General features: G+C 59.5%; 21 protein-coding genes. 9 read left to right on the top strand and 12 right to left on the bottom strand.

Annotation, left to right across the window (positions count from 1 at the left end; translation table 11 throughout):
• The first annotated feature begins 7 nt into the window (after positions 1 to 7).
• The 3 genes from hutU (at position 8) to DVJ77_RS01955 (ending at position 5,514) form a co-directional block, all read left to right on the top strand.
• Positions 8 to 1,678: a urocanate hydratase gene (hutU, locus tag DVJ77_RS01965; RefSeq protein ID WP_114843763.1), complete on the top strand. Its 1,671-nt coding sequence runs from the start codon at positions 8 to 10 to the stop codon at positions 1,676 to 1,678.
• Between the two features lie 234 nt (positions 1,679 to 1,912).
• Positions 1,913 to 2,692: an iron-containing redox enzyme family protein gene (locus tag DVJ77_RS01960; protein ID WP_114843762.1), complete on the top strand. Its 780-nt coding sequence runs from the start codon at positions 1,913 to 1,915 to the stop codon at positions 2,690 to 2,692.
• Between the two features lie 71 nt (positions 2,693 to 2,763).
• On the top strand, positions 2,764 to 5,514 hold the full coding sequence (locus DVJ77_RS01955; RefSeq protein WP_225427725.1) for a putative bifunctional diguanylate cyclase/phosphodiesterase: 2,751 nt from the start codon (positions 2,764 to 2,766) through the stop codon (positions 5,512 to 5,514).
• Positions 5,515 to 5,531: 17 nt separating this feature from the next.
• Here the strand turns inward: DVJ77_RS01955 and msrA are convergent, their stop codons facing one another.
• From msrA to DVJ77_RS01935, 4 genes are all read right to left on the bottom strand, one after another.
• Positions 5,532 to 6,245 (bottom strand): peptide-methionine (S)-S-oxide reductase MsrA, encoded by a 714-nt coding sequence (gene msrA / locus DVJ77_RS01950; protein WP_114843761.1) that lies wholly within the window; start codon positions 6,243 to 6,245, stop codon positions 5,532 to 5,534.
• 179 nt (positions 6,246 to 6,424) lie between these two features.
• Complete coding sequence (locus tag DVJ77_RS01945) at positions 6,425 to 6,643, bottom strand: RNA-binding S4 domain-containing protein (RefSeq protein WP_114843760.1); 219 nt, start codon at positions 6,641 to 6,643, stop codon at positions 6,425 to 6,427.
• Between the two features lie 12 nt (positions 6,644 to 6,655).
• Entirely contained in the window at positions 6,656 to 7,096 is a 441-nt protein-coding gene (locus tag DVJ77_RS01940; protein ID WP_114843759.1) for a barstar family protein, read from the bottom strand.
• Positions 7,093 to 7,530, bottom strand: coding sequence for a guanyl-specific ribonuclease (locus DVJ77_RS01935; protein WP_114843758.1), 438 nt, complete (start codon positions 7,528 to 7,530; stop codon positions 7,093 to 7,095). The genes DVJ77_RS01940 and DVJ77_RS01935 overlap by 4 nt, the downstream gene beginning before the upstream one ends.
• Positions 7,531 to 7,664: 134 nt before the next feature.
• On the opposite strand from DVJ77_RS01935, the gene DVJ77_RS01930 reads away from it, so the two are divergent.
• Positions 7,665 to 9,239 carry a POT-type proton-dependent oligopeptide transporter gene (locus tag DVJ77_RS01930; protein WP_225427724.1) on the top strand — a complete coding sequence of 525 codons (1,575 nt, stop codon included), beginning with the start codon at positions 7,665 to 7,667 and terminating at the stop codon, positions 9,237 to 9,239.
• Here the strand turns inward: DVJ77_RS01930 and DVJ77_RS01925 are convergent.
• Positions 9,236 to 10,087 (bottom strand): DUF72 domain-containing protein, encoded by an 852-nt coding sequence (locus DVJ77_RS01925; protein ID WP_114843757.1) that lies wholly within the window; start codon positions 10,085 to 10,087, stop codon positions 9,236 to 9,238. The genes DVJ77_RS01930 and DVJ77_RS01925 overlap by 4 nt on opposite strands.
• A 136-nt stretch (positions 10,088 to 10,223) precedes the next feature.
• On the opposite strand from DVJ77_RS01925, the gene DVJ77_RS01920 reads away from it, so the two are divergent.
• The gene (locus tag DVJ77_RS01920) at positions 10,224 to 11,213 is read left to right on the top strand and encodes a TolB family protein (protein ID WP_114843756.1); all 990 of its coding nucleotides are present in this window, start codon (positions 10,224 to 10,226) and stop codon (positions 11,211 to 11,213) included.
• A 20-nt stretch (positions 11,214 to 11,233) separates the two neighbouring features.
• Here the strand turns inward: DVJ77_RS01920 and DVJ77_RS01915 are convergent, their stop codons facing one another.
• A complete protein-coding gene (locus DVJ77_RS01915) occupies positions 11,234 to 12,046 on the bottom strand; it encodes a phosphatase PAP2 family protein (protein WP_225427722.1) in 813 nt (270 codons plus the stop codon).
• Between the two features lie 163 nt (positions 12,047 to 12,209).
• Here DVJ77_RS01915 and DVJ77_RS01910 point away from each other — a divergent pair, with 163 nt between their 5' ends.
• The 3 genes from DVJ77_RS01910 (at position 12,210) to DVJ77_RS01900 (ending at position 16,404) form a co-directional block, all read left to right on the top strand.
• On the top strand, positions 12,210 to 13,940 hold the full coding sequence (locus tag DVJ77_RS01910) for a serine hydrolase (RefSeq protein ID WP_114843755.1): 1,731 nt from the start codon (positions 12,210 to 12,212) through the stop codon (positions 13,938 to 13,940).
• Between the two features lie 82 nt (positions 13,941 to 14,022).
• The gene (locus tag DVJ77_RS01905; RefSeq protein ID WP_114843754.1) at positions 14,023 to 15,651 is read left to right on the top strand and encodes an alpha/beta hydrolase; all 1,629 of its coding nucleotides are present in this window, start codon (positions 14,023 to 14,025) and stop codon (positions 15,649 to 15,651) included.
• Between the two features lie 234 nt (positions 15,652 to 15,885).
• The gene (locus DVJ77_RS01900) at positions 15,886 to 16,404 is read left to right on the top strand and encodes a DUF3761 domain-containing protein (RefSeq protein WP_114843753.1); all 519 of its coding nucleotides are present in this window, start codon (positions 15,886 to 15,888) and stop codon (positions 16,402 to 16,404) included.
• 98 nt (positions 16,405 to 16,502) lie between these two features.
• Here the strand turns inward: DVJ77_RS01900 and DVJ77_RS01895 are convergent, their stop codons facing one another.
• The 4 genes from DVJ77_RS01895 to DVJ77_RS01880 form a co-directional block, all read right to left on the bottom strand.
• Positions 16,503 to 16,814 (bottom strand): antibiotic biosynthesis monooxygenase family protein, encoded by a 312-nt coding sequence (locus DVJ77_RS01895; protein ID WP_114843752.1) that lies wholly within the window; start codon positions 16,812 to 16,814, stop codon positions 16,503 to 16,505.
• A gap of 72 nt (positions 16,815 to 16,886) precedes the next feature.
• The gene (locus tag DVJ77_RS01890; RefSeq protein ID WP_114843751.1) at positions 16,887 to 17,315 is read right to left on the bottom strand and encodes a VOC family protein; all 429 of its coding nucleotides are present in this window, start codon (positions 17,313 to 17,315) and stop codon (positions 16,887 to 16,889) included.
• A 107-nt stretch (positions 17,316 to 17,422) separates the two neighbouring features.
• Positions 17,423 to 18,238 (bottom strand): helix-turn-helix domain-containing protein, encoded by an 816-nt coding sequence (locus DVJ77_RS01885; RefSeq protein WP_114843750.1) that lies wholly within the window; start codon positions 18,236 to 18,238, stop codon positions 17,423 to 17,425.
• Positions 18,239 to 18,298: 60 nt separating this feature from the next.
• Entirely contained in the window at positions 18,299 to 20,713 is a 2,415-nt protein-coding gene (locus DVJ77_RS01880) for a DUF3772 domain-containing protein (protein ID WP_114843749.1), read from the bottom strand.
• 136 nt (positions 20,714 to 20,849) lie between these two features.
• On the opposite strand from DVJ77_RS01880, the gene DVJ77_RS01875 reads away from it, so the two are divergent.
• Positions 20,850 to 22,691: an ABC transporter ATP-binding protein gene (locus tag DVJ77_RS01875; RefSeq protein ID WP_191983659.1), complete on the top strand. Its 1,842-nt coding sequence runs from the start codon at positions 20,850 to 20,852 to the stop codon at positions 22,689 to 22,691.
• A 528-nt stretch (positions 22,692 to 23,219) separates the two neighbouring features.
• Here the strand turns inward: DVJ77_RS01875 and DVJ77_RS01870 are convergent.
• On the bottom strand, positions 23,220 to 23,894 hold the full coding sequence (locus tag DVJ77_RS01870; protein WP_162791325.1) for a M949_RS01915 family surface polysaccharide biosynthesis protein: 675 nt from the start codon (positions 23,892 to 23,894) through the stop codon (positions 23,220 to 23,222).
• Positions 23,895 to 24,311, bottom strand: coding sequence for a LysR substrate-binding domain-containing protein (locus DVJ77_RS21675; RefSeq protein ID WP_225427720.1), 417 nt, complete (start codon positions 24,309 to 24,311; stop codon positions 23,895 to 23,897).
• Positions 24,312 to 24,317 lie beyond the last annotated feature (6 nt).

The following is a 24,317-nucleotide window of genomic DNA, read 5'->3' as shown; positions in this document are numbered from 1 at the left end:
TAGTCGCATGAACGCACCGACACGCATTGATACCACCCGTACCATCCGCGCCCCGCGCGGCAGTGAGTTGACCTGTAAGAGCTGGCTTAGCGAAGCGCCGTTTCGCATGTTGCAAAACAATCTCGATCCGGACGTGGCGGAAAATCCCGCTGAGTTGGTGGTATATGGCGGCATCGGTCGCGCGGCACGCAACTGGGAGTGCTTCGACGCGATCCTGCGTGCATTGCGTGAGTTGAATGATGACGAGACTTTGCTGGTGCAGTCGGGCAAGCCGGTCGGTGTGTTTCCTACGCATGCCGATGCGCCGCGTGTACTGATCGCCAATTCCAATCTGGTGCCGGCCTGGGCGAACTGGGAGCACTTCAACGAATTGGATAAGAAGGGTTTGATGATGTACGGCCAGATGACGGCCGGCTCATGGATCTATATCGGTTCGCAAGGCATCGTGCAGGGCACTTATGAGACCTTTGTCGAAATGGGCCGCCAGCATTTCGGTGGCAGCCTCAAGGGTAAATGGATTCTTACGTCGGGCCTGGGCGGCATGGGCGGTGCGCAGCCATTGGCCGCCAGCCTTGCCGGCGCTTGCTCGCTGAATATCGAATGCCAGCAGAGCAGCATCGATTTCCGCCTCAAGACCCGTTACGTCGATGAGCAAGCCACGGATCTGGACGACGCGCTCGCGCGCATCGCCAAGTACACCGCCGAAGGCCGCGCCGTATCGATCGCCTTGCTCGGCAATGCCGCCGACCTGCTGCCGGAGCTGGTGCGCCGTGGCGTGCGGCCCGATGCGGTGACCGACCAGACCAGTGCGCACGACCCGGTCAACGGTTATCTGCCGCAGGGCTGGACGGTGCCGCAGTGGTTCGAGCGTCGCAAGAGCGATCCGGTCGGTACCGCCAAAGCGGCCAAGCAATCCATGCGTATCCATGTGGAGGCCATGCTGGCGTTCCACAAACAAGGCGTTGTTACTTTCGATTACGGCAACAACATCCGTCAGATGGCCAAAGACGAAGGCTGCGCCGAAGCGTTCGCGTTTCCCGGCTTTGTGCCGGCGTTCGTCCGCCCGTTGTTTTGCCGTGGCGTGGGGCCGTTCCGCTGGGTCGCGCTATCGGGCGATCCCGAGGATATCTACAAGACCGATGCCAAGGTCAAAGAGCTGATTCCCGACGATGCGCATCTGCATAACTGGCTGGATATGGCGCGCGAGCGGATCAGCTTCCAGGGCCTGCCGGCACGCATTTGCTGGGTTGGCCTGGGGCAGCGTCACAAGCTGGGCCTGGCCTTTAACGAAATGGTGCGCAATGGCGAATTGAAAGCGCCGGTGGTGATCGGTCGCGACCATCTCGATTCGGGCTCGGTGGCCAGCCCCAACCGTGAAACCGAAGCGATGAAAGACGGCAGCGATGCGGTGAGCGACTGGCCGCTGTTGAACGCCATGCTCAACACCGCCGGTGGTGCGACCTGGGTCAGCCTGCACCACGGTGGCGGCGTGGGCATGGGCTACTCGCAACATTCGGGCGTGGTGATCGTTTGCGATGGCACCGAGGCCGCTGACAAGCGTCTTGCACGAGTGCTGTGGAACGATCCGGGCACCGGCGTCATGCGCCATGCCGATGCGGGCTATGAGCTTGCCGCACAGTGCGCTAAAGAACAGGGGCTCAAATTGCCTATGCTTTGATGGGCAAATGGTAAGAGCCTGCCGGTGATCCTTAGATAGGTTACGGCAGGCTCGTGCGCGCGCTGTTCATATGGCGCGAAGATCGCTCAGCTTTCACCGTCGGGTACGAGTCAAGGTGTTTTCCGGTACCACTTGTGATACCGGAGTACGACCGGTCGTGGGATGTCCCCATGGCCGGGATACCGAAGCGGCACGCATTCTTGCGTGCTGAATATGACTCTGAAGGAGACTCGCATGAACGCTCGATTTGAACGCACTGGTGCACTCACTGAACTGACCAGCTACCCGCAATGGGCGCAGAACATGGTCGCCGAATGTGAGGACGCCAAGCAGGGGGTTGTAGGGCACGAACTGTGGTCAGTGATGAGTGAAGGCACACTCGATGCCACTTCAACGCGACATTTCATGGCCGGAGTGTGGCCTGTAATAGAGCGTTTCCCGGCCTATATGGCACACAATCTGCTGAAAACCCGCTATGGCCGCAGCCCTGGGGATAATATGGCCCGACGCTGGTTGGTACGTAATATCCGGGTCGAACAGAACCATGCCGATTATTGGCTGCATTGGGCGGAAGGCGCCGGGGTGACCCGCGACGAGGTATTGCACGGGCCCGCGCCGCTGGGAACCGGGACTTTGGCCAATTGGTGTGAGGAAGTTAGCGGTAACGCACCACTGGCCGCAGGCATTATCGCTACTAATTACGCCGTGGAAGGAGCCACCGGCGAATGGTCGCAATTGATCTACGACAGCGTTACCTACAAGGAAAGCTTTCCGGTATCGAACAGGACCGCCAGCCTGCGTTGGCTTCAACTTCACGCGGCCTACGACGATACTCACCCCTGGGAGGCATTGGAAATAGTCTGTACATTACTGGGAACGGCTCCAAGTACGGCTGAAGTGGCTTATCTGGGCGAGTGTGTGCGGCGTAGTTACATCAGCATGCAGATCACTCTCGATCGGTGTCTGGATGCTCGCCGTGCCTCGTGGGCATTGGGCGAAGAAGCTGCTGCCTGAAGGGCCTCACCGAAAGGGGGGCGATAGGCATCGGCTCATTCGGGCAGCAATGACGACGGAATGAGATCGCGATGCGTATTGTTCGTGCCGCCTTGCAACGACCGCTATCACGGCGCCTGATGCCGCTGGCTTACGCGCTTGCGGCAGTGATTGGATTAATCCTTGCCTTGACCTGGGGCGCCTTGCAGCTTCAGGTTGCTCTCGCCGGTTTTCTCAACGGCGAGAGCGTTTGGTCCAAAGCGCAAAAGCAGGCCGTGATTGATCTGGATGCGTATGCTTTTGACGGTGATGCCAGTCATCTGGCTAGTTTCAGACGCAACTACACCGTGCTTCAATCGGATCGCTGGGCGCGCGACGCCATCGCCGGCGGCCATTTCGACAAAGGTGAAGTGACCCAGGCGTTTCGTCGTGGCGATGTGATCCCATCGGCGATCCCCGGCATGATCTTCATGCTGCAGTACTTTCCCGATGCCCCTTATATGGGTGAAGCGATGAGTGCGTGGCGCTCGGTCGACGATGCGCTGGTCGAGTTGGATGCCATCGCTACCAAACTCCAATATGCCCATGCCCATGGCCAGGTCTCCACGCAGGAGAGTATCCATTGGCGAGAGCGCATTCAGGCGCTCAATAATTTTATCGAGCCACGAGCCAACAGTTTTTCGGTACAGATTGCCCAAGGTGCGGCGTGGCTTGGCCGCGTATTGTTCGGCGGTGTGCTGGCTACCGCGTGCCTGGCCTCTTTGCTGTGGCTTCGCATGGCCCGGCGCATTCTGACCAGCATTCGCGGCACGGAGGAGCGCTATCGTCTGTTGTTCGACAGCGCCGCCGATGCGATCGTGATGGTGGACGAGAACAGCGGGCGCATTCTCGATGCCAACCGAACCGCAGCCACGTGGACTGGTCGCGAATCCCATGAGCTGGTCGGCCAAAGTTTTGCCGACCTGTTTGCGCGCGGAAGTGCACGGCTGGTGGGTACCTCGGTGGTCAGTACCTTGCAGGGCCTGCATGGGCAGACCAAGCCGGTCGAGACGCATAGCAGCTTGGCGACCTGGGGCGCGCAATCGGTGCGGCAGGCGATTATCCGCGATATTTCCGAACGCATCGTCATAGAGCAGGAGCGCCGCATCGCGGCCGAAGCCCTGGCCAGCGTCGCCGAAGGCGTGGTTATCGCCGATGCCGAGCGCAAGGCGATTACGGTCAATGCGGCCTATACGCGGCTTACCGGCTACACCCTGCAGGCACTGCAGTATCAGCGTATTGACGATATGCGCCGATTGCCTGACGGCAGGCCCTTGCCGGAGTCGGTATGGAGCGCCATCGCGGAAGGCGGCAATTGGTTCGGCGAAGTGCAAAGCCGGCGCATCGATGGCAGTACCTATCCTGAGTGGCTGAGTATCAGCGCCATTCGTAACAGCGAAGGCGAAGTGCTGTATTACGTGGCGGTGTTTACCGACATCACTGCCACCAAGACGGACCGGCAGCGACTCGAATATCTGGCGACACACGATGCATTGACCGGGCTCAGCAATCGCGCAGAATTCCAGCGCCAATGCACTCGCGCGATCGAGGCTGCGGCCAAGGCGCATGGCGCGGTGGCCGTATTGTTTGTCGATCTGGATGCCTTCAAAGTCGTCAACGACAGCTATAGCCATGCGATCGGTGACCGCCTGCTGGTCGAAGTGGCCGAACGAATCAGCCGTGAGTTACGCGAAAACGACGTTGCCGGCCGCATTGGCGGCGACGAGTTCACCGTACTGCTCAGTGGGTTGCGTACGCGGGAGGAGGCCGGTTACTTCGCTAATCGCCTGCTCGCCAGCGTGGCCGAGCCGTTGCGCCTGAGTGATTACGAAATCACCCTCAGCGCAAGTATCGGTATTGCGGGCTATCCGTTGGATGGCAATGATCCGATTGCCCTGATCGCCAATGCCGATGCCGCGATGTATGCGGCAAAGACCGAGGAGCGCAATACATTTCGCTTCTATACGCCGATGATGCACGCCGATGCGCGCAAGCGCTTGCTGCTCGGCGCCGATCTGCGGCAGGCACTTGCCAGAGATGAGTTTTACCTTGTTTATCAACCGAGCATCGAGCTGCGCAGCGGGCGCGTCGTAGCGGTTGAAGCCTTGCTGCGCTGGCGCCACCCCACGCGTGGGGAGTTGCTGCCCGACGAGTTTATTCCGTTGGCGGAAAGCCTGGGGCTGATTCGCCGGATCGATAGCTGGACCATGCAGAACGTGCGTGAGCAGATCCGGCGCTGGGATCTGGCCAGGCTGCCACCGCTGCGCGTCGCGATGAATGTATCCGCCAGTACGTTTGGCCACCCATCCTTCGTGGATGATGTGAAGCAAGCCGTGCAAACGAACGGGCTTCCTGCGAAGCAACTGCTGATCGAGATCACCGAAAGCGCGATTCTTCGCCTGGGAGAAGACACCGAGCGCACCATGCATGCGTTGCATGCCTTGGGTATCGGCGTGGCCATCGACGATTTCGGTACGGGTTATTCCTCGCTGGCGTATCTGAAATTATCCGCGGTCGATTACTTCAAGATCGATCGCTCTTTCGTTTCTGGATTACCTGGGGAAGGCAACGACGTGGCGATTGTCGAAGCGATGCTGGCGATCGCCAAGAGCTTAGGCATCGGCACGATCGCCGAAGGTATCGAAACCAAGGCGCAGCATGACTTCTTGCTGCGCGCCGGCTGCGGTGAAGGGCAGGGCTATCTTTACGCCCGCCCGCTGGCCGCCAGCGAGATCGAGCGCATGCTGCTCACGCCGAATGCCCGGCCGGGCGCCACCAGACTGCGGCTGGTGCCACCGGAGTAAGCGCTTTGGTTAGCTCCTTAGTGCAACTGCACACTCACCACGGTTTCCGCTGAACGATAGAGCTCAGGAAATACCTGCTTGAGGTGGGCCACCTTCGGCGCATCGTTGATGATGATGTAAGGGTTGTTCGGGTTAAGCCGAAAGTAGTCCTGGTGATATGCCTCGGCGGTATAGAAGCCTTTGAGTGGCACGACTTGAGTAACGATCGGTGCATCAAAGGCTTTCGCGGCGGTCAGTTGGGCGATGTAGGCGGTAGCGATTCGTTGCTGCTCGTCGCTGCCATAGAAAATCGCCGAGCGATATTGCGTGCCCGTATCGGGCCCTTGCCGATTGAGCTGAGTCGGATCCGTCGCCACTGAAAAGAACACTCTCAGTAGCTGGCCGTAGCTGATCTGCGCGGGGTCGTACAAAATCTTCACCGATTCGGCATGGCCGGTATCGCCGTCGCTTACCTGGCTGTAGGTGGCGGTGCCGGCATTGCCGCCGGCATAGCCCGACCAGACCTGCTTCACCCCCTTGACGTGCTTGAACACCGCATCCACGCCCCAGAAACAGCCGCCGGCAAGCACCGCTACTTGATCGGTGTGGCTCGCGGGGGCCGCCGCATCGACTTTCGGATCAGGCAAGGCGACAACATCGCGGCCTATGGCCGGTGCGCTACAAGCGCTCAAGACCGCAAGCGCCAGCGTGACGGTTAGCGAGCTGAGCGAGAATAAAGTTCGACGCGACATAGTGAATACTCCGGTGCTGGCATGGTCACGAATAGGGATGGACCGCTACTCCTGCTTCGCCGGTGTATGCACTGGGGTTACATCGGCAGAGGGTGAGCCGGGGCCAGGCACTGCGACGCTGTTGCCGTTCCCCGTTCCCCGTTCCCCGTTCCCCGTTCCCCGCTCCCCGCTCCCCGCCTCTAAACCGCAACCACCCGAATAATCACATCGCCAAGGGTTACCGTTTGTCCCGCGTGAATCTTGCAGGTCTTGCGTAGCTCACGCTGCCCGTCCACCGACACCGCGCCGCTGGCGACAATCGCTTTGCCGGCGCCGCCGCTATCGCATAGGCCACTCAATTTCAGCAGTTGGTTGAGTTCGACATGGTCGCGATCGAGTTCAAAATCGAGTTCTTGCATAAATATCCGTGCTTATCCATTTTCGTTGTCTTCAAACGCACTTTCCGGCAGTGCGAAGAAGACGAAATAAGGTTGCTTGGCATCGAGCCAGCTCTCGGCGGCCTCGTCGAGAATGTCCAGCAAGGTATCGAAATCGTCCTCGCTGGCGTCGCGCAGATCTTCGGCATGCTCGAACAGCAGCAGATAGCCGGGGGCGTTGAGCCAGGCGAGGTCGCGCATGCAGTCGGCGAGCGCATCCCAGTTATGGCCGAAGTCGGCCGGTAGCGGCAGCTCTTTGGCCAGGCGCTTGAGTAGCTCGGTCTTATCGCGGCAACCCTGTAACTGGATGCGGCTGATATGCAGCCAGTGTTTTGATGCCGCCGCCGCGAGCGCGTCGAGGTCTTCGGCAGTGACAAAAAACACGCCGCCACGCGCCGGGTCGCCGAGGTCGATATGGAGATCGTTGGTACTCATCGTGGCACCTGAAAACTGTGGAAGCTGCGGTAGTGATCGTCCGTATAGTAGTAGACCGTCGGTGGCGTGCCGCCGGTGATGATGCGCCGCGCGCCGCGATAGTCGAGGCTTGGCGTTTCCACCGTGTATTCGTGGTAATAGCCGTTGGGCTGTTGCGGCAAGCGGCCTTCGCGGTTGCCGAATACGCCGCCATCCTGGCGATGAGCAAACGGACCGCCGCGAGCGATCAGCGCCAGCGTGTCGCGAGCCTCGGGCGGTAAAAAGCCGGGTAGGCTCTTGTCGGCGGCAGCGGCTGAAACCGGCTGGCTGAGCGATGCGGTTGAGGATGGACTGGAGCCGGCCGTGCGAGGCATCGGTTCGGTCCCGTGATGGCGCCATAGCCATCCGGCGCCGATCAACACAATAAGCAATAGGACGGGGCGGATGGCGCGCATACGGTATCCCTAGGCGGTTAAGGCGGAGAGCTTAGCCTGTCTCATTGCGAATGGATGCCAGGTTTGGGGTTTCCGTATCGCAAGAAATTACGCACACTGCGGGGTTCTTTACCGGAACTCTCGCAGGAGCGCGCATGAATACCGCCATGGATAAAACCGCCGGGCCCGATCCGCATACAGCGGGCCGATTACCGAGGCAGCTTCCTTACATCATTGGCAATGAAGGTTGCGAGCGCTTCTCGTTTTATGGGATGCGCAACATTCTGACGCCCTTCCTGATCTCCACCTTGCTGCTGAACATGCCTGAGGCAGAGCGGGTGCTGGAGGCGAAGGATGTATTTCATACCTTTGTGATCGGCGTGTATTTTTTCCCGCTGCTCGGCGGCTGGCTCGCGGATCGCTTTTTCGGCAAGTACAACACCGTGTTGTGGATGAGCCTGATTTACTGCCTTGGTCACGCCTGCCTGGCGCTGTTCGAACATCATCGCATCGGCTTTTTTATCGGCCTTGGCTTGATCGCGCTGGGGGCCGGTGGCATCAAGCCGCTGGTGGCTTCTTTTGTCGGCGACCAGTTCGACCAGAGTAACAAGCATCTGGCCAAGCTCGTCTTCGACGCGTTTTATTGGATCATCAATTTCGGTTCGTTCTTCGCCTCACTCTTAATGCCGATCTTGCTGCGCGATTTTGGTGCGGCGGTCGCATTCGGCATACCTGGTGTGTTGATGTTTATCGCTACCTTTGTGCTTTGGCTCGGACGTAAGCAATACGTGTTTATTGCGCCGGCGCCGGCCGATGCCCATGCGTTTTCACGGGTATTGCGAACCGCTTTAATGACCAGGCAAGCAGGGCAGATGCGACCCGGTTTGTGGCTGGCCGTTACCGGCGGGCTGTCGGCGTTGGCGGCGTTCGCCATGGCGCCCACGTTCGGTTTTGTGATCGCGGCGTGTCTGGCGCTGGTCGCTCTGGTCGGTGGTATCGGCGGCGGCGCCTGGCTGCAGATGGAGCGGGCGCGAGGCATACACCCCGATACGGCCGTCGATGGTGCGCGCAATGTACTGCGGGTGCTGGTGATCTTCGCCTTGACCACGCCTTTCTTCTCGCTGTTCGATCAGAAGACCTCGACCTGGATCTTGCAGGGCAACGAAATGATCGCGCCCGACTGGCTGCATCCCGCGCAAATGCAGGCGCTGAACCCGCTGCTGGTGATGTTGCTTATTCCGTTCAATAACCTGGTGCTTTATCCAGCCTTGCGCCGCTTCGGTTTTGAGCCCAGCGCATTGCGCCGGATGACGGCGGGCATTGCGTTCAGCGGTCTGGCGTGGATCGTGGTGGGCGGCTATCAAGTGGTAATGGACGGTGGCGATGCGCTGTCGATCGCATGGCAGATCTTGCCCTATGCCTTGCTGACTTTCGGTGAGGTCTTGGTGTCGGCAACGGGGTTGGAGTTTGCCTATAGCCAGGCACCGGCTTCGATGAAAGGCGTGGTGATGAGTTTCTGGAACCTCACTACGACGATCGGCAATCTATGGGTGTTATTGGCCAATGCGGCGGTACGCAACCCGGTAGTGACGGGTTCCATCGCTACGACCGGGCTCAGCGTCAACGCGTTTCAGATGTTCTTTTTTGCCGGGTTTGCCCTGCTGGCCGCGCTGGCCTTTGGCCTGTATGCGCGGCGTTATCGCGAGGTGGATTACTACCGGGTCGGCTAAGCCGCCGTATCAATCCGTGACTGCAGTGCCATCGCCGCCGCAGGATTGCGATGCTTGGCGCTGCTGATGAAAAACACAAAGACATCACGCGCCTGGCCGATGGCTGGCGCTGCGGTTACATGCGGCAACTCGGCGACATCCTTGCCAGCCGCCCAGCGCTGCGCGCGGGCGGCCCAATCGTCCAGCGCCGCGGCGCTGTAGCCGGTATCGACATTCGCTTCGCTGCGCATCAATCGGGCATAGGTGAAATCCCCGGTTTGATCGGCCAGCGAGGGATAGTCCGGCGAGTCGGTAAATACCGTCGGTATCGCATGGGCGCGCGCCAACGTTACATAGCGCTCGGTGAGAAAGCCCGGATGGCGAACCTCCAACACATGACGCAAGGTGGTGCCATTCAATTGACGTGGAAGCAGATCCATAAACGCGGCCAGATCATCGGCGTCGAACGGCCGTGACGGCGGCAACTGCCACAAAATGGGGCCGAGCCGGTCACCCATTTCGGCAAGCCCGCCATGCACAAAGCCATAAATACCTTTGCCGGTATCTCGCAGTGGCTTGCCCTCGCTGATATAGCGCGGGGCCTTTAGCGAGAACACGAAGCCTGCTGGCGTTTCACCAGCCCAGCGCGCATAGGTGTCCGGCTTTTGCGCGCCGTAATAGGTGCCGTTGATTTCAATCGCGCGCAATTGCCGGCTGGCGTATTCCAGTTCGCGCCGTTGCGGCAGGCCATCGGGATAAAAGTTTTTGCGCCATGGGGCGAAAGTCCAGCCACCGATGCCGGCGCGGATACGCGTCGTGGAGGGCGTTGCAGGGGCGAACAAGTCGCCGTTTGGTGTAGATGCAGACATGGGGCGATTCACTAGGAGCGATGGTCGTCATGCTACGCGCCGCAATGACTTCAGGCACGCGCTGCTTGGCTGGCATTAGCGTATCCATAAGAGACTTCAGACACGCTCTACAACCCTTTCGTTAAAGGCTGACTGCATGAAAGCTGTGACCTGTGCGTTATTGGTTGGGATGTTGCTGTGCGGCACAACGATTCATGCCGGCGAAACTTCGGAGTCACCCGCTGCACCGGAGATTTTTGCGCCGGGGGTTATCTCCGGTCAGGCCGGCGTGGATTCAGCAGCGTTCGCACCCGACGGCAACACCGTGTACTTCGACCGAAGCACCGGGCAGAACCAGATGATTCTGGTGTCGCATAAGGTCAACGGCGCTTGGTCTACGCCGCAGATCGCACCGTTCTCCGGTCAATGGCTGGACCATGATCCGGCCATGTCGCCCGATGGATCGTTTCTTGTCTTCACCTCCAATCGCCCTGATACGCCCGATGGCAAAGCCCTGGATGCCGTGCGGCCGGACGGTACGATTTCAGCCGGCTGGGGCGGTCACCTGTGGCGAGTCGATCGCAAGGGCGATGGCTGGGGCGTGCCGGTGCGGCTGCCCGATACGGTCAACAGCAGCACGCGCACCTACTCGCCTAGTATTGCCGCCGACGGCAGTGTGTATTTTCAGCGGCCTGACACGCGTCCCGGTGCTACCGCCGAGTTCCACTTGTATCGCTCGGCCTATCGCCACGGTAGCTATCTCGCGCCCGTGGCACTCAAGCTAGGTACGCCCGATTCGCACGAGCTGGATCCGGCGATTGCCCCGGACGAATCATTCATCGTGTTCGACGCGAACTATGCGGACAAACAAGGGCCGGATCATCTTTACATCGCGTTCCGCGAAGGCGATCACTGGAGCACCCCGATCGATCTGGGTAATCAGGTCAATCGAGGCGGCCCGTGGGGCGCGCATCTTGGGCCGGACCATCGCAGCCTGTACTTCAGCAGTGCGCGTACGGGCAAGGTGACGTATCCACGCACGCACGAGCAGGCCGAACTGGATCGTGCGCGCATGGAGAGCTGGGACAACGGTAACGACCACCTCTGGTCGATCTCACTGGCGCCATGGCTGGATGCGCACCGCTGAGTCTGGTTCTGGGAATGCGCTCAGCGGTGAATCGCTGAGCGCGAGCGGGCGTATTCGGAGCTGCCGACACACACCAGCAACCAGGTCAGGCCAATCGCATAGCCGGCCATCACGTCACTGAAGTAATGCACTTGCAGCATGATGCGGCTGATGCCGATGACGGTGATAAAGGCTATCGCCGCGGCGATGATGGCGCGATGCCAGCGTGCCGGAAGCAGGCACATCAGCACATAGGTGAGGGCACCGTAGAACACCATGGAGCCGGAAGCGTGGCCGCTGGGAAAGCTCCAGGTCGGTTCGCTGATAAAGCCGTGCCCATCCAATGGCCGCGGGCGCTGAAAGTAGCCTTTAAGGCTGCTGTAGATCGCGACATTGCCGAGCAGGGCGGCAGCCCAGGTGATGGCTAGCCGCCATTGGCGCCGGAACAACATCAGTACGCAGGTCACGCCGCCGGCGATCGCCAGCGGAATGAAATTACCTAGTTGAGTCAGTTCGGCGATGCCGCGAAGCAGCGGCACGGGCAAGTGCTGACGCAGTTGCTCGGCAAACGCGGTATCGAAGTGGGTCAGCGCGCTTTGCGTTTGCACGGCGTAGGCCACGCAAGCAAACGACAACAGCGGGATCAGCGCCAGCGCGAAGCAGGTCTTCGGCAGCAGGGCGATAGGCGTCTGTTGACCAGGCAAGGTTTGTTGGCGTTGTTGCCGGATGCAACGCCACAGCAAGTCACCGCAGAGCAGGGCGAAAACCAGCCAGCTTGCCCACAACATCAACGCGTGAGTGCTTGCCCATAAGGCCAGCGCATCCATGCTCGTCCATTCGGTGGTTAGTTCCATTCGCCCGCGCACTCCGAGGTGTTCTGTTTGAGGAGGCCGTATGGTCGGGGCTGGCAAGGGATAAGTCGAGCCTTTGAACAGGCACTAAGGGGTGACTTCCAGGGCTGGCTTCATGCGGGCTTTGCCGCGATAGTTGGCCGTCTTGACACTGATGGAGCCGACGATGTCCCAGCGAGCCCGGTCCCTGCGCTTAGCGGGTTATTGTGTTTTGTTCGTATTCGCGACGGGGGCCTGGGCGCAAGCGCCAGCCGTGCCGACAGCGGTCGCCGCGGCCCGCACGCAACCGGCGTTGCCGGAATCGTTGCAGGATTTTCCCGCCTATGTGGACAGCGCCCGGCATACCTTCGACGTACCCGGTATCGCCGTGGCCATCGTCAAAGACGGTCAGATCGTCATGGAGCAGGGTTTTGGCCTGCGTGAGCAAGGCAAGCCCGAGCCGGTAGATGCGCACACGCTGTTTGCGATCGCATCCAACACCAAGGCATTTACGGCCGCCGCCCTGCAAATGCTGGCCGAGCAGGGCAAGCTGAATATGGACGACCGGGTGATCGATCATCTGCCCTGGTTCCAGATGTCCGACCCCTATGTGACTAGCGAGATGCGTATCCGCGACTTGCTTGCGCATCGCAGCGGGCTGGGGTTGGGGGCGGGCGATCTGCTCTATTGGCCGCCGACGTCGTACACGACTAAACAAGTCGTGGAGCGTCTGCGCCATGTACCGCTGGCAACCAGTTTTCGCAGCGCCTACGCCTACGACAACATCTTGTTCGCCGTGGCGACCCTGGTGATTGAGCAGGTTTCGGGGCAGAGCTATGCGGACTTCATCCGCGAGCAGATCTTCAAGCCGGTCGGCATGGACCAGGCCTTGATCGACATGAGCTATCTCAAGCCGGGCATGGATACGGCAACCGGTCACGCAAAGTTCGACTTTAAAGATCTCAAGCCGGTGCCGCCGATGGCCTGGTCGAATAATCCGGGTGCCGGCGGCATCTATGCCAACGTGCACGATCTGGCCAAGTGGATGAATGTGCAACTGGCCGGTGGTGCCTTGCCGGCGGATGGCGATGGCAAGGAGCGTCGCTTATTCAAGCAGGACAGCCAAAAGCAGATGTGGTCGATGCTGACGCCGATGAAGATCGGCGAGCCACCGCTGCCCGAGCTGGCGGCGATCAAGCCGAACTTTGCCGGTTACGGTGAGGGTTGGTTCTTGACCGACTACCGTGGACAGCGGCTGGTTTGGCATACCGGCGGCTGGCCCGGCATGGTTTCGCGGGTGACGCTGGTGCCGGAGCTGAAGCTGGGCGTGGTGGTATTGACCAATCAGGAATCCGGTGCGGCTTTCAACGCGGTGACCTATCGCGTACTCGATGCCTATCTCGCCAAGGAGGTCGCCGCCAAGCAGATGACGGCCAAGGAAATGACAGCCAAGGAAATGACAGCCAAGGAAATGACAGCCAAGGAAATGACGGATTGGGTGGCGGTTTACGACCGGGCGGTAAAGAAGTCCGAGGCAAAGGCGGATGACAGTTGGAAGAAGCATGCCGACGCGCGCGATAAAAACAGCAAGCCATCGTTGCCGCTGAGCAAATATGCCGGCACCTATCGTGACCCGTGGTACGGCGATGTCATCGTCAGCAACGAGGCCGGCAAGCTGCGTTTGCGCTTCAGCAAAACCGCTCAACTGATCGGCACGATGGAGTCGTGGCAGCACGACACCTTCATCGTGCGCTGGGACGACCGCGCGCTCAATGCGGACGCCTTCGTCAGCTATGCCCTGGACGCCGATGGCGCGGTACGCGAAGTACGCATGCAGCCGATTTCGCCGTTGACCGACTTCAGTTTTGATTTCCAGGATCTGCGATTGACGCCGCTGACGAACGACAAGGCCGATTGAATCGTTTTCTGCGCACGCGGCAGGCGCCCGCATGGGTGAACTCCTGCCGCCAGGTTCAACCTCACCATCTAAGGATCATGTCATGCACTTGTTCCGCCGTAGTATCGTCATGCTGCTGTGTTGGAGCCTGGCTGCCGGTAGCGCTTACGCGCGTACCGATGCGCCGTTGGCGCATAGCGTGTTTCAAGTGGGTCTTGGCGCCGCCTCCACTCAACCGGTATCGGGCCGCTTATTGCTCTTCGCTATCGACGCGAAGACCGCCAAGGCCGTGGCAAAGAACGGCAAGGTCGAAGAGGTCGATGCCAATCCGTTCCAGGCAGTCCAGACGTCGATAGCCGCGCGTGAAGTGCACCATCTGGAGCCGGGGAAGGGTGTGGCTCTGGATGCTGACGACATGGCCTTTCCTGCCGGGTTCTCCCAGCTTCCGCCGGGCGACTATATGGTGCAGGCCGTGCTCGATGTCGGTCACAGTTACAACTACACCGGTCGTAGTGCGGGCGATCTAGTCAGCGAAGTGGTGACCGTACATTTGCCGGCGACCACGCCGCCAACGTTAGCGCTGACCCACGTTGTACCGGCACGCGATCCGTGGGTGTTGCCCGCATCGGCGTCCGAGCCGGAGCGCAAGGCCGTGCTGGAAATGCGTAAGCATGCCGAAGTGATCGATAGCGTCAGCCCTGCGTTGTCCACCTTCTGGGGGCGGCCTATCCATATGCACGGTCGTGTGTTGTTGCCGCCGGGCTACGATGCCAAGGCCGCCGCGCGTTATCCCACGGTGTATTTCACCCATGGTTTTGGCGGCAGCAATGACCATTTCATTGGGCGCATGGCAAACATTTACAGCGCGATGGCCAAGGGCGAGATGCCGCCGATGATCTGGGTGTTTCTCGATCAATCCAGCGCCACCGGTACGCATGAGTTCGCTGACTCGGTGAACAATGGCCCCTGGGGGCTGGCACTGACGGAAGAATTGATCCCGGCGCTCGAAGCGAAATACCGTATGGACGGCCAAACAGGCGGGCGTTTTCTTAACGGCCACTCATCGGGCGGTTGGGCCACGCTGTGGCTGCAGACGCGTTATCCCAAGTTGTTCGGCGGCACCTGGTCCACTTCGCCCGATCCCAGCGACTTTCACGACTTCACCGGCCCTGATCTGTATGCGGCGCAGGCCAACGTCTATCGCAAGGGCGATGGCTCGGCTTATCCGCTGGTGCGCGACAAAGGCAAGGTGCTGGCCACGTTTGAACAGTTCGCCAAACTTGAACGTGTAATCGGTGCGTATGGCGGACAGCTCAGTTCATTCGATTGGGTGTTTTCGCCGCGCGGCATGGATGGTCGGCCGCAGCCGATGTTCAATCGCGATACCGGTGCGGTCGATGCCGATGTCGTTGCCTATTGGCGCGATCACTACGACATCGCGCATCGGTTGCAGACCCATTGGCCGGAATTGAAACCGGACCTGGACGGCAAGATTCATCTCATCATCGGCACCGCCGATACCTTCTATCTCGACGGTGCCGCGCACAAACTGCAGGCCGTGTTGGATGGGTTGCATGCGAAGTCCGATTTCCGTTTCGTGCCAGGCAAGACGCATATGGATCTATACGAGAAAGGCGATGATCGTATTGCCTTGCTCAAGCAGATCGCCTGGGAGATGTATGCAGTAGCGCGGCCTGACGCAAAGCTGCGGCCTGCGGTGGTCGCCGAGTAAATCGATGCTGACGAGGGTCTGCCGCATGAATTTGCGACAGACCCCCTGAAAGATAAACGAGGCGCGAGGACCTACGTTGCGGCTTAACATTTTTGAGGCATAGTCCCGCCGCAGGCACAGCGGCTGTCGTGCTTGAGGGGATGCTGCAGTTGATTGCGGCGATGAGGCGGAGGTGGCGTCCCGTTGGGCGTCAGTTTCCATACGGCAAACGAATTCGCGCTGGAGGAAGTTGAGATGAAATCATTCGGTTTGATCGCAGTGATGGCTGCCTGTCTATTGGCAGGCCCTGCAGCATTCGCACAAGAGGCGGCCGCGCCGGCTGGTTCCACCGGCCAATGCAAAGACGGTAGTTACACCACGCACGACGGCAAGAAGGGCGCCTGCGCCGGGCATAAGGGCGTGAAAGAGTGGTACAGCGCCGCTACTGCAGCTCCGGCCGCAGCTCCGGCTGCGACACCGGCGGCAGCTACGCCGACTCCGGCGGCGCCGGCAGCAGCACCGGCAGCCATGGTGCCGAAAACGGCAGCGCCTGCTGCCACACCGGCAGCGGCAGCCAAGACGGGAGCCTACACACCAGGTGCGGTTGCACCGGGCGGCGGCGCGGGCAAAGTGTGGGTCAATGCCAGCAGCAAGGTTTATCACTGCCAGGGCGACAAGTGGTACGGCACCACCAAGAAAGGCGAGTACATGAGTGAGGCCGATGCCAAGGCCAAGGGCTATCACGGCGACCACGGCAAAACGTGCACGCCGTAATTCGCTTTAGGTGATCGGGTTACCTGATATGACAAAGAGCCGGCTTATGCCGGCTCTTTGTTTTGCGCTTTATTTGCGCGTTTCTGATGGGTGTTGTTTCAATCAGTCTTGCCGCCGACCACAGCCGTAAGCTCGTAATGGCGCATTTCTTCAATCTGCGGCACGTAGCTGCGAATGGCGGCGAGAAAAGGGCCGAATTCCGGGCTGCGGCGAAAGCCCTGCATATGATCTTCGGCCGAACTCCAGCGGATGCGCAGCACGTAGACGTCCGGCTCTTCGCTGCAGCGGCTCAGTTCATAGCCATGGCAATAGGGACTGGCCGCCAGACTTTGCGCGGCGCGCGCGTAGTCGCTTTCAAAGGTGGCACCAGCACCGGCCGGCAGTTTGTAACGGATATATTCCACGATCATCGCAGGCACTCCAGACGAAAACAGGCGTTTTGGTGAGGCGTTATGGTGAGGTGTCGCGACGAGCGCTGAATTTCATTCGACCTGCCATGGGTCGTAACTGCCGAAATACCACAAATGGCCTTCCAGATCGCGGCAGCTATACCCCGCACCGCCATATTCTTTTTCGGCATAGTCGTCGACGATGTTCGCGCCGTTGGCCTTGGCCTGCTCGTAGTGCGCCTTGCAGTCGCGCACGGTCACACAGGGGCATTGGGTCTCGCGCTGTTCGAGCTGGTCCGGTTGCACGATGTGCTTGCCGAAGTCGTTGTCACGCACTTGGCCGAGCATGAGCATGCCATTGCCGTAAGTCAGTTGGGCGTGCATTACCGCACCTTGCTCGTCGTTATAGACCGAATGTTTCTCAAAGCCGAAGGCCTTGCATAGCCATGCGATGGCGGCATGCGCATCGCGATAGCGCAGGCAGGGAATGATGGTGCTACCGGATACGTTGGATTTGCTCATGATCGAAACTCCTTAGGCGAACCAGGGTGGCGAGACATGGCAAGCCTAGCGGTTCCCAAGCTCCCGTCTTGTAGATTTCCGAAGTGCTTCAGATCCGCTGCGTCGGATTAATCAAGTGGTATGTGATTGGCGTAAGCCCCATGCGAGGCCACGAACACAGTAGGTGTCATTCCGGCAAAGGCGCGAAATTCGTGGGTCAAATGGGCTTGATCGCTGTAACCGCCGTCCGCGGCAACGCGGCTCCAGTCCACTTGCTGTTGTCGCTGTACCTGATCCACTACGGCGCGAAAGCGGGTCAGCCGTGCGAACTGCTTCGGCCCCATGCCAACCTGCTGGCGGAACAGTCGGCCGAAACGGTATTCGGATAGCCCGGTTTCCAGGACCAGGGGGGCAATGCGCATCCATTGCGGCTCTCGGCGCAGCACCGCGAGAGCATGGCTGACGATCGGATTCAGCGCAGGCATGTGCAGTTGGCGGTGCAGCCACTGCTCCAGCAAGTCGAGCCGCTGTGCCGGCTGCGGCGTATGCAACAGCCGCTGGCGCAAGGCATGTGCGCGGCTGCCGAACATATCGTCGAGGTTGATATCGCCGGCGACCAATACGCGATGATCTTCACCGCATAACGCATGGGCTCCGCCAGGGCGAAACACCACGCCCATCACGCGGATCTGCTCGGCGGTGTCGATGATCTGGCTATGTAGGCCGGGCCCGCCGATAACCGCGCCACTCATCTTGCTGCAGGTACGGGCGGCGTCGTCGCTATAAACGCGCGTCTCGTCCTCATGCAGATTGATGATTAAGCCGGCGCCCAAGGATGGCAGTACGCGCTCGTAATGATGCGCGAGCGGTGCCATGTCCCAATCCCAAATGGCTTCGATTAAGCCATCCAGCGGGGCGGCGGGCAGGCGGTGGCAAAAACCCATGGGGCGACTCCGGCAGGTCGGGGTCAGTGTACGGCGTGTGATGAGCCGCCGCGACCTTGCTCAACCATCGTCAGGTGTATCGCGCAGCGTACGCACCACCATGTTCTGCGGACTGCTCATGGGTATTTTCGCCGCGCGCAGCCGTTCGATCAGTTCGAATAACAAGTCGCTTTTGACGTTGCTGGAGTCGCGCGGGCTCTTCACGTAGGCCACGCAGTTGAAGGTCATCGCGGCAGCATCGATGTTTTCCAGTTGCACGTAGGCCGTTGGCGTATCGAGGGTGGCGGGGTGTTTGCTGAAAACGTCCAGAATGATCTGGCGTACCTTGCCGGCATCGGTGCTCAGCGGCATCGGCAGTTTGACCTGCACCCGGCCCTGCGCACTGGCCAGGGTCACGTTGCGCACGTTCTGGGTAATCAACTGCGAGTTCGGCACGATGACCGTGGAACGATCGCTCATCTGGATTTCGGTGGCGCGCACGTTGATGCGGCGAATATCGCCTTCGACACCGCTCAGACTGACCCAGTCGCCGACCTTCACCGGACGCTCGGCCAACAGAATCAGCCCGGAGACAAAGTTTTGCACGATGGCCTGCAAGCCAAAGCCGATACCTACCGATAGCGCACTGGCGATCCAGGCAATGCTTTGCACATTGACCTGCAACGCGACCAAGACCAGCACAAATACCAATACCCCGCCGACATAGCCGAGCAGGGTGACGATGGAGTTCTGCAAGCCATGGTCAAGCGAGGTCTTGGGCAATAGCTGATGGCTTAGCCAGTATTTGATGATATGTACGACTTGCAGCCCAATAAGGCAGACCAGGAGCGCGGTTAAGATGTCGCCCGGCACGATCTTCAGCGCGCCGAACGCCCGATCGGCGAATAACTGGCTGGTGCGATTGACCAACTCCTCGGGGCCGGCGTTGTAGGGCGTGGTTATGGCGAGTGCGACCGCCAGCAGAAACAAGATCGCGCGGCAGACGCCGGATAGCACGGTGGAGGTTTGCTCCAGTCGGTTCGCCGTAACGCCAAAGGTGTCCTGAATACGTTTTCCGGTATATCCGCGTGGCGAGAACAGGGTCTCGAACACGTCGTGAACCAGATTCATCAGCAGATATAGCGTGGCGACAATCAAGCCCACACGCATCATTTGTTTGGCGATATAGAACGCCAATGCGATGTAGCCGGTGGCTACACAAAGCCATGACAAGCCGACGCCGATAAAGGCCCCGGCAATCAGCAGGCCGACCCAAAGCGGCCGTTTGGCCGGCACTTCGCCTGCTGCCAGCAAAGCGCGCCGTGCGCGGCCGAGGCGAAACAGCATGGCGGCAATCAAGCCGCTTATCAGCAATGAGAGCAGGCCTGTAACGGCCATGATGGCGGTCAGGCTGGCGCCGATATTGTTGTTGATCTGCTCGACGATGCCGATCAACAGGACACAACCGGCCAGCAGCCACGGAAACGGACGCAGTCGTCGTGCCGCATCGTCGGATAACGGCGGCAGCCGCCATGAGGGCCTGGTCGCACAGAGCAAGGCACGTCCAAGACCCGCCATATAAGCAGCGAAGAAGGTTTGCCTTACCAGTGACCGTGCCATGGCATTCAGGTCGGCACCCAGCGTTTCGTTCCAGTCGAAGGCGAGGTACAGCATGTGTGCCGCAAAGCCGAAGACGAGCGCGGTAACCAGCGCTACCAGCATCGCCATGGCACTGCGGCGCAAGCGGCCGGCATGTACATGGCGGCTGGTCAGTTGCAATCCGCCGCGTTCAATCAACTTGCCGCCGGCTAATAACAAAAGGGTGACGATCAGGCAGACGATAAAGGGCGTGCGATTGGGCGGCTGCCAGGCCTGTTTGGCTGCGTTGCTGCTGTCTGTGCCGAGCAGGGTGAGTGCGGCTTTATCGTCGGAGAGGTCCTGGGTGAGCTGCGTCCAGAAGCTTTCACTGAGTGGCGAAGCGGTACGCTGGCTTAGTTGGGCTTCGAATAGATCGCGCCGCATGCCGGCGATCTGGTTGACTAATTGCGTGGCTTCCACGCTAAGGGTTTTCGTCTGCTTTACCTGCGCATCGAGGTCGGCGCTGGCCTTGTTGAGCTGTTTGCGCTGCGCGATGACCTCGGGTGCTTCGGGCGGTGCGGTTTTGTCTGGAGCCGGGCCGAGTACGGCGAGTTTCTCGTTGAGGCTTTCATTCTGTGGCGCAAGGTTGCTGCCAAGCTGATCGGCTTGCTGCTGGATGCTGAGTGCCTTGGTGCGTAGTGCGGCGAGTCCGCTGTCGTCTGGCGGGTTCTTGCTGGCAAGGGATTGCTTGATGCTTTCCAGCGCGCTGTTCAGTTGATCGATAGTGAGAGGCTGTTGAGCGGAAGCGGCCGGTAACAGCGGGCCCTGCACATCCTGGGCGGCAAGGGGGCGCGCAAGCAGCGAGGTGCTGCCCGTGGCCAATAGCAGAATCAGAGCGTAGCGCAGCAGAATAGTCATGCGGGAATGATCCGGGCACCCGTGTACGGGGTCAATCGAAAGTATGGCTGTATGCGGTCATTGGTTCAGCAGCAGGTATCGGGACTCTCAACCTCGCCTACAATGCGCCTCTTCATGTCGCTGGGCATAGCCGATGATCTTTCGCTGGTTCGAATCACTGATCGACGCCTTCAAAGAGCCTGTCGACGAGATGCCGCCGTCATCGGTATGGCGGTTCTATTGGTTCTACCTGCGCCAGGTCTGGCCAGTGTTTGCCGGCGCCATCGTGGTGGGTTTTGGCGTGGCCATGGTGGAGGTCTCGCTGTTTGGTTTTATCGGCAGCATTGTCGATATGGCGAAAGGGGTGCCGGGGGCGGATTTCTTCAAGCAACACGGCAATGAGCTGCTATGGATGGGCTTTGTCGCCTTGATCGCGCGGCCGGTGCTGATCGGTCTGCACGATTTGATCGTCAATCAAGCCATTGTGCCGAGCCTGACCAGCCGTATTCGTTGGCAGAACCATCGCTATGTGATTCGCCAGAGCCTGGGGTTTTTCCAGAACGATTATGCCGGGCGCATCGCCAACCGCATCATGCAGACCAGTGCCTCGCTGCGCGAGTCGGCAGTGCAGATTGTCGATGCCATCTGGTACGTCGCCATCTATACCGGCAGCGCCATCGTGATGTTCGCCAAAGCCGACTTCTGGCTGGCGCTGCCGCTGGTGTTATGGCTGTTTGCCTATATCGGCACCTTGAGCTACTTCGTGCCGCGTACCAAGGAGCGCTCGTGGCGCGCATCGGAGGCGCGTTCCAAGCTGATGGGCCGCATTGTCGATGGCTACAGCAACATCCTCACGCTGAAACTATTCGCGCATACACATCGCGAAGAAGCCTATGTTGCCGAGGCGATGGGTGAGCAGATGGAAAAGCTGCGCCGGATGACCCGGCTTACCACGCTGATGGATAGCAGCATTACCGTGCTGAATGGCTTTCTGATCGTTGGCACCTCGGCGCTGGCGATCTGGTTGTGGAGTCAGGGCAAGGTGACTGTGGGTGCGATTGCGCTCTCCACCGGCTTGGTGATTCGTATCAACAATATGTCTGGCTGGATCATGTGGGTGGTCAACGGCATTTTTGAAAATGTCGGCACGGTGCAAGATGGTTTACAGACCATTGCGCAACCGCGCGCAGTACAGGATCGTGCCGACGCCAAGCCGTTGGTGGTGAGCCGCGGTGCGGTGCATTTTGACGACATCCATTTCCACTACGGCAAAGAAACCGGGGTGATTAGCGGGCTGGAACTGAGTGTACGGCCGGGCGAGAAAATCGGCGTGGTCGGCCCCTCCGGCGCCGGCAAATCCACCCTGGTCAATGTACTGCTGCGGCTATACGACCTGGAAGACGGCCGCATTCTTATCGACGGCCAGGACATCGCCACGGTGACGCAGGAGAGCCTGCGTTCGCAGATTGGTGTGGTGACTCAAGACACGTCACTGCTGCATCGCTCGATTCGCGACAATTTGCTGTATGGCCGCCCTGACGCCACCGATGCGCAGATTCTCGACGCTGTGCGCAAAGCGCGCGCCGACGAATTCATTCCAGCGCTGGTCGATGGCGAAGGCCGTCACGGCTATGAGGCCCTTGTCGGCGAGCGTGGCGTGAAGTTGAGCGGCGGCCAGCGTCAGCGCGTGGCAATCGCCAGGGTGCTGCTGAAAGATGCGCCGATCCTGATTCTCGATGAGGCTACTTCGGCACTCGACTCGGAGGCTGAGGCGGCGATTCAAGAAAGTTTGGAAGTGTTGATGCGCGGCAAGACCGTAATCGCCATTGCCCATCGACTCTCCACCATCGCGCGGATGGATCGGCTCGTGGTGATGGATAAAGGTCTTATCGTCGAAAGCGGCACCCATGGCGAGCTGATTGCACATGGCGGTCTGTATGCGCGGCTTTGGCAGCATCAGACGGGCGGTTTCGTGGCAGCGGAGGATGCATTGGCTTAAAGCCATACTTAGCTTGCCGCATCTTCCATTTTGTCGAGTACGTTGCGATCAGATGTGTTCTTGGTTCACATCCGGCGCACGGTCACTTGACGAAGGCATGGCCTGGCGAGCTAGGTTACAAATCACTACAGGCTGTTTCGTGGCCGGCATAACTGTAGTCTGGAAAGCTACCGTTAGTGGAACAGGCCTAGGATGGCTTTTATAAGGAGATTTCCAATGATGGATGTCATGCTTCTTCGGAATCCTGATCTGGATTCGAATGCGGTCGAAAGGGCGTCACGCCTTGGCTGGAACAGTCGCGCATCAAATGCCAATGGCAGGTCCAGAGGCCAGTAGCGGAATAATCGGGAGTAAATAAAGGGATGAGTGCCAGTCACTCGTCCCTTACGTATTTCTGTGGCGCGTGACCGATCTAGCGTCCAAGGGTATCTGACACCATCGACTGCTGCGTTTCCTTAAGGAGCCCCTGATTTATTCGACTGGATATCGACAATCGCTGTAGTTCGATAGCGACAACACCTTAAGCCATCAATTCGCCACGTTCGGATTGCTTCGGTCGGCAGCCTTCTTCGCTGCAGCCTCCACTCTTTCCCAATAAGCCAGCGCCGTTTTTTGCACCACCGCCGGAAGCTCCTTGAAGGTCTCTCCCGGTGTACGGGTTATCTCGTCACCTTCCTGATTCGGCAAGTTGCCGCGGATCGCGTACTTACGATCCTTATAGACCATGATTAGCTTCACCTCAGTCGGATCTAATCCATCGCAATCGATCCAATACGGAACCATGACGAGTGATTGACCATCCCCTGCGTCGATAATGTCGACCAGCGGCGTCAACATCTTTAAGCCGCAGAGGGGGCCTCCATTGGCATCTTTGATCTCCCATCGGGCCAGATAACCCCCATGATCCTGTAGAAAGCCATAGGCATGTAGAGAGACATAACTTTCACTGTCACGCTTGGGTCCGTGAACGTTGCCACCGAAGGCCAGAATGCGGTAATTGCCGTATGCATCACGATATGCCAAGGCTTTCAGTAAATGGCCGCCGTTGTCGTAGTAGCTCGTTACGTTTTCCAGATCCTCACCTATCACAGGTGATACGTGCAGGTCGCGAGCGGCGAGGGCTCCAGTGAAGAGACAGGCGGCAAGGGTGATTAGTGGAAGCCTGAGATGCATGAAGCGGTGCTCTTGAAGTTGAGAAGACATCTAAGTTTTTCGTGACTTATCGCATCGTATTTTATGTCTGTATCGGCCTGGACCGGTCGCGGAAATATCAGGACACGTCCTAAGGATGAGCGCCATCTTCGTCGCGATATCGATTGACGGTTCGCCCACTCGCGAACGGTCTGCGTAAAGAGTCGAAGTGCGGTCGGAGGGGGCCGATTGGCCGGATAGTAGAGGTACGCGCCAGGCATGGACGGGCTGCCGGTGAACTAGACGGCCCGAGGCCAGATGTTCTGCGATGTGATAGTTCGGGACCCAGGCGATGCCGATGCCAGCCAGCGCCGCATCGACCATGAGATTCGTATTGCCAAGCGTCATCGGGCCATCGACATCGATGTCGATATTCGTATGGGTGTTACTGACAGGGTTAAGCAATCCCGACACCGATTCATTGCCCATAAGTGA

The sequence above is a fragment of the Dyella tabacisoli genome (genome assembly GCF_003350925.1).
Classification (GTDB): Bacteria; Pseudomonadota; Gammaproteobacteria; order Xanthomonadales; family Rhodanobacteraceae; genus Dyella_C; species Dyella_C tabacisoli.
Note: the sequence above shows the minus strand (reverse complement) of the source record. Positions and strands in the feature narration are given on the sequence as shown.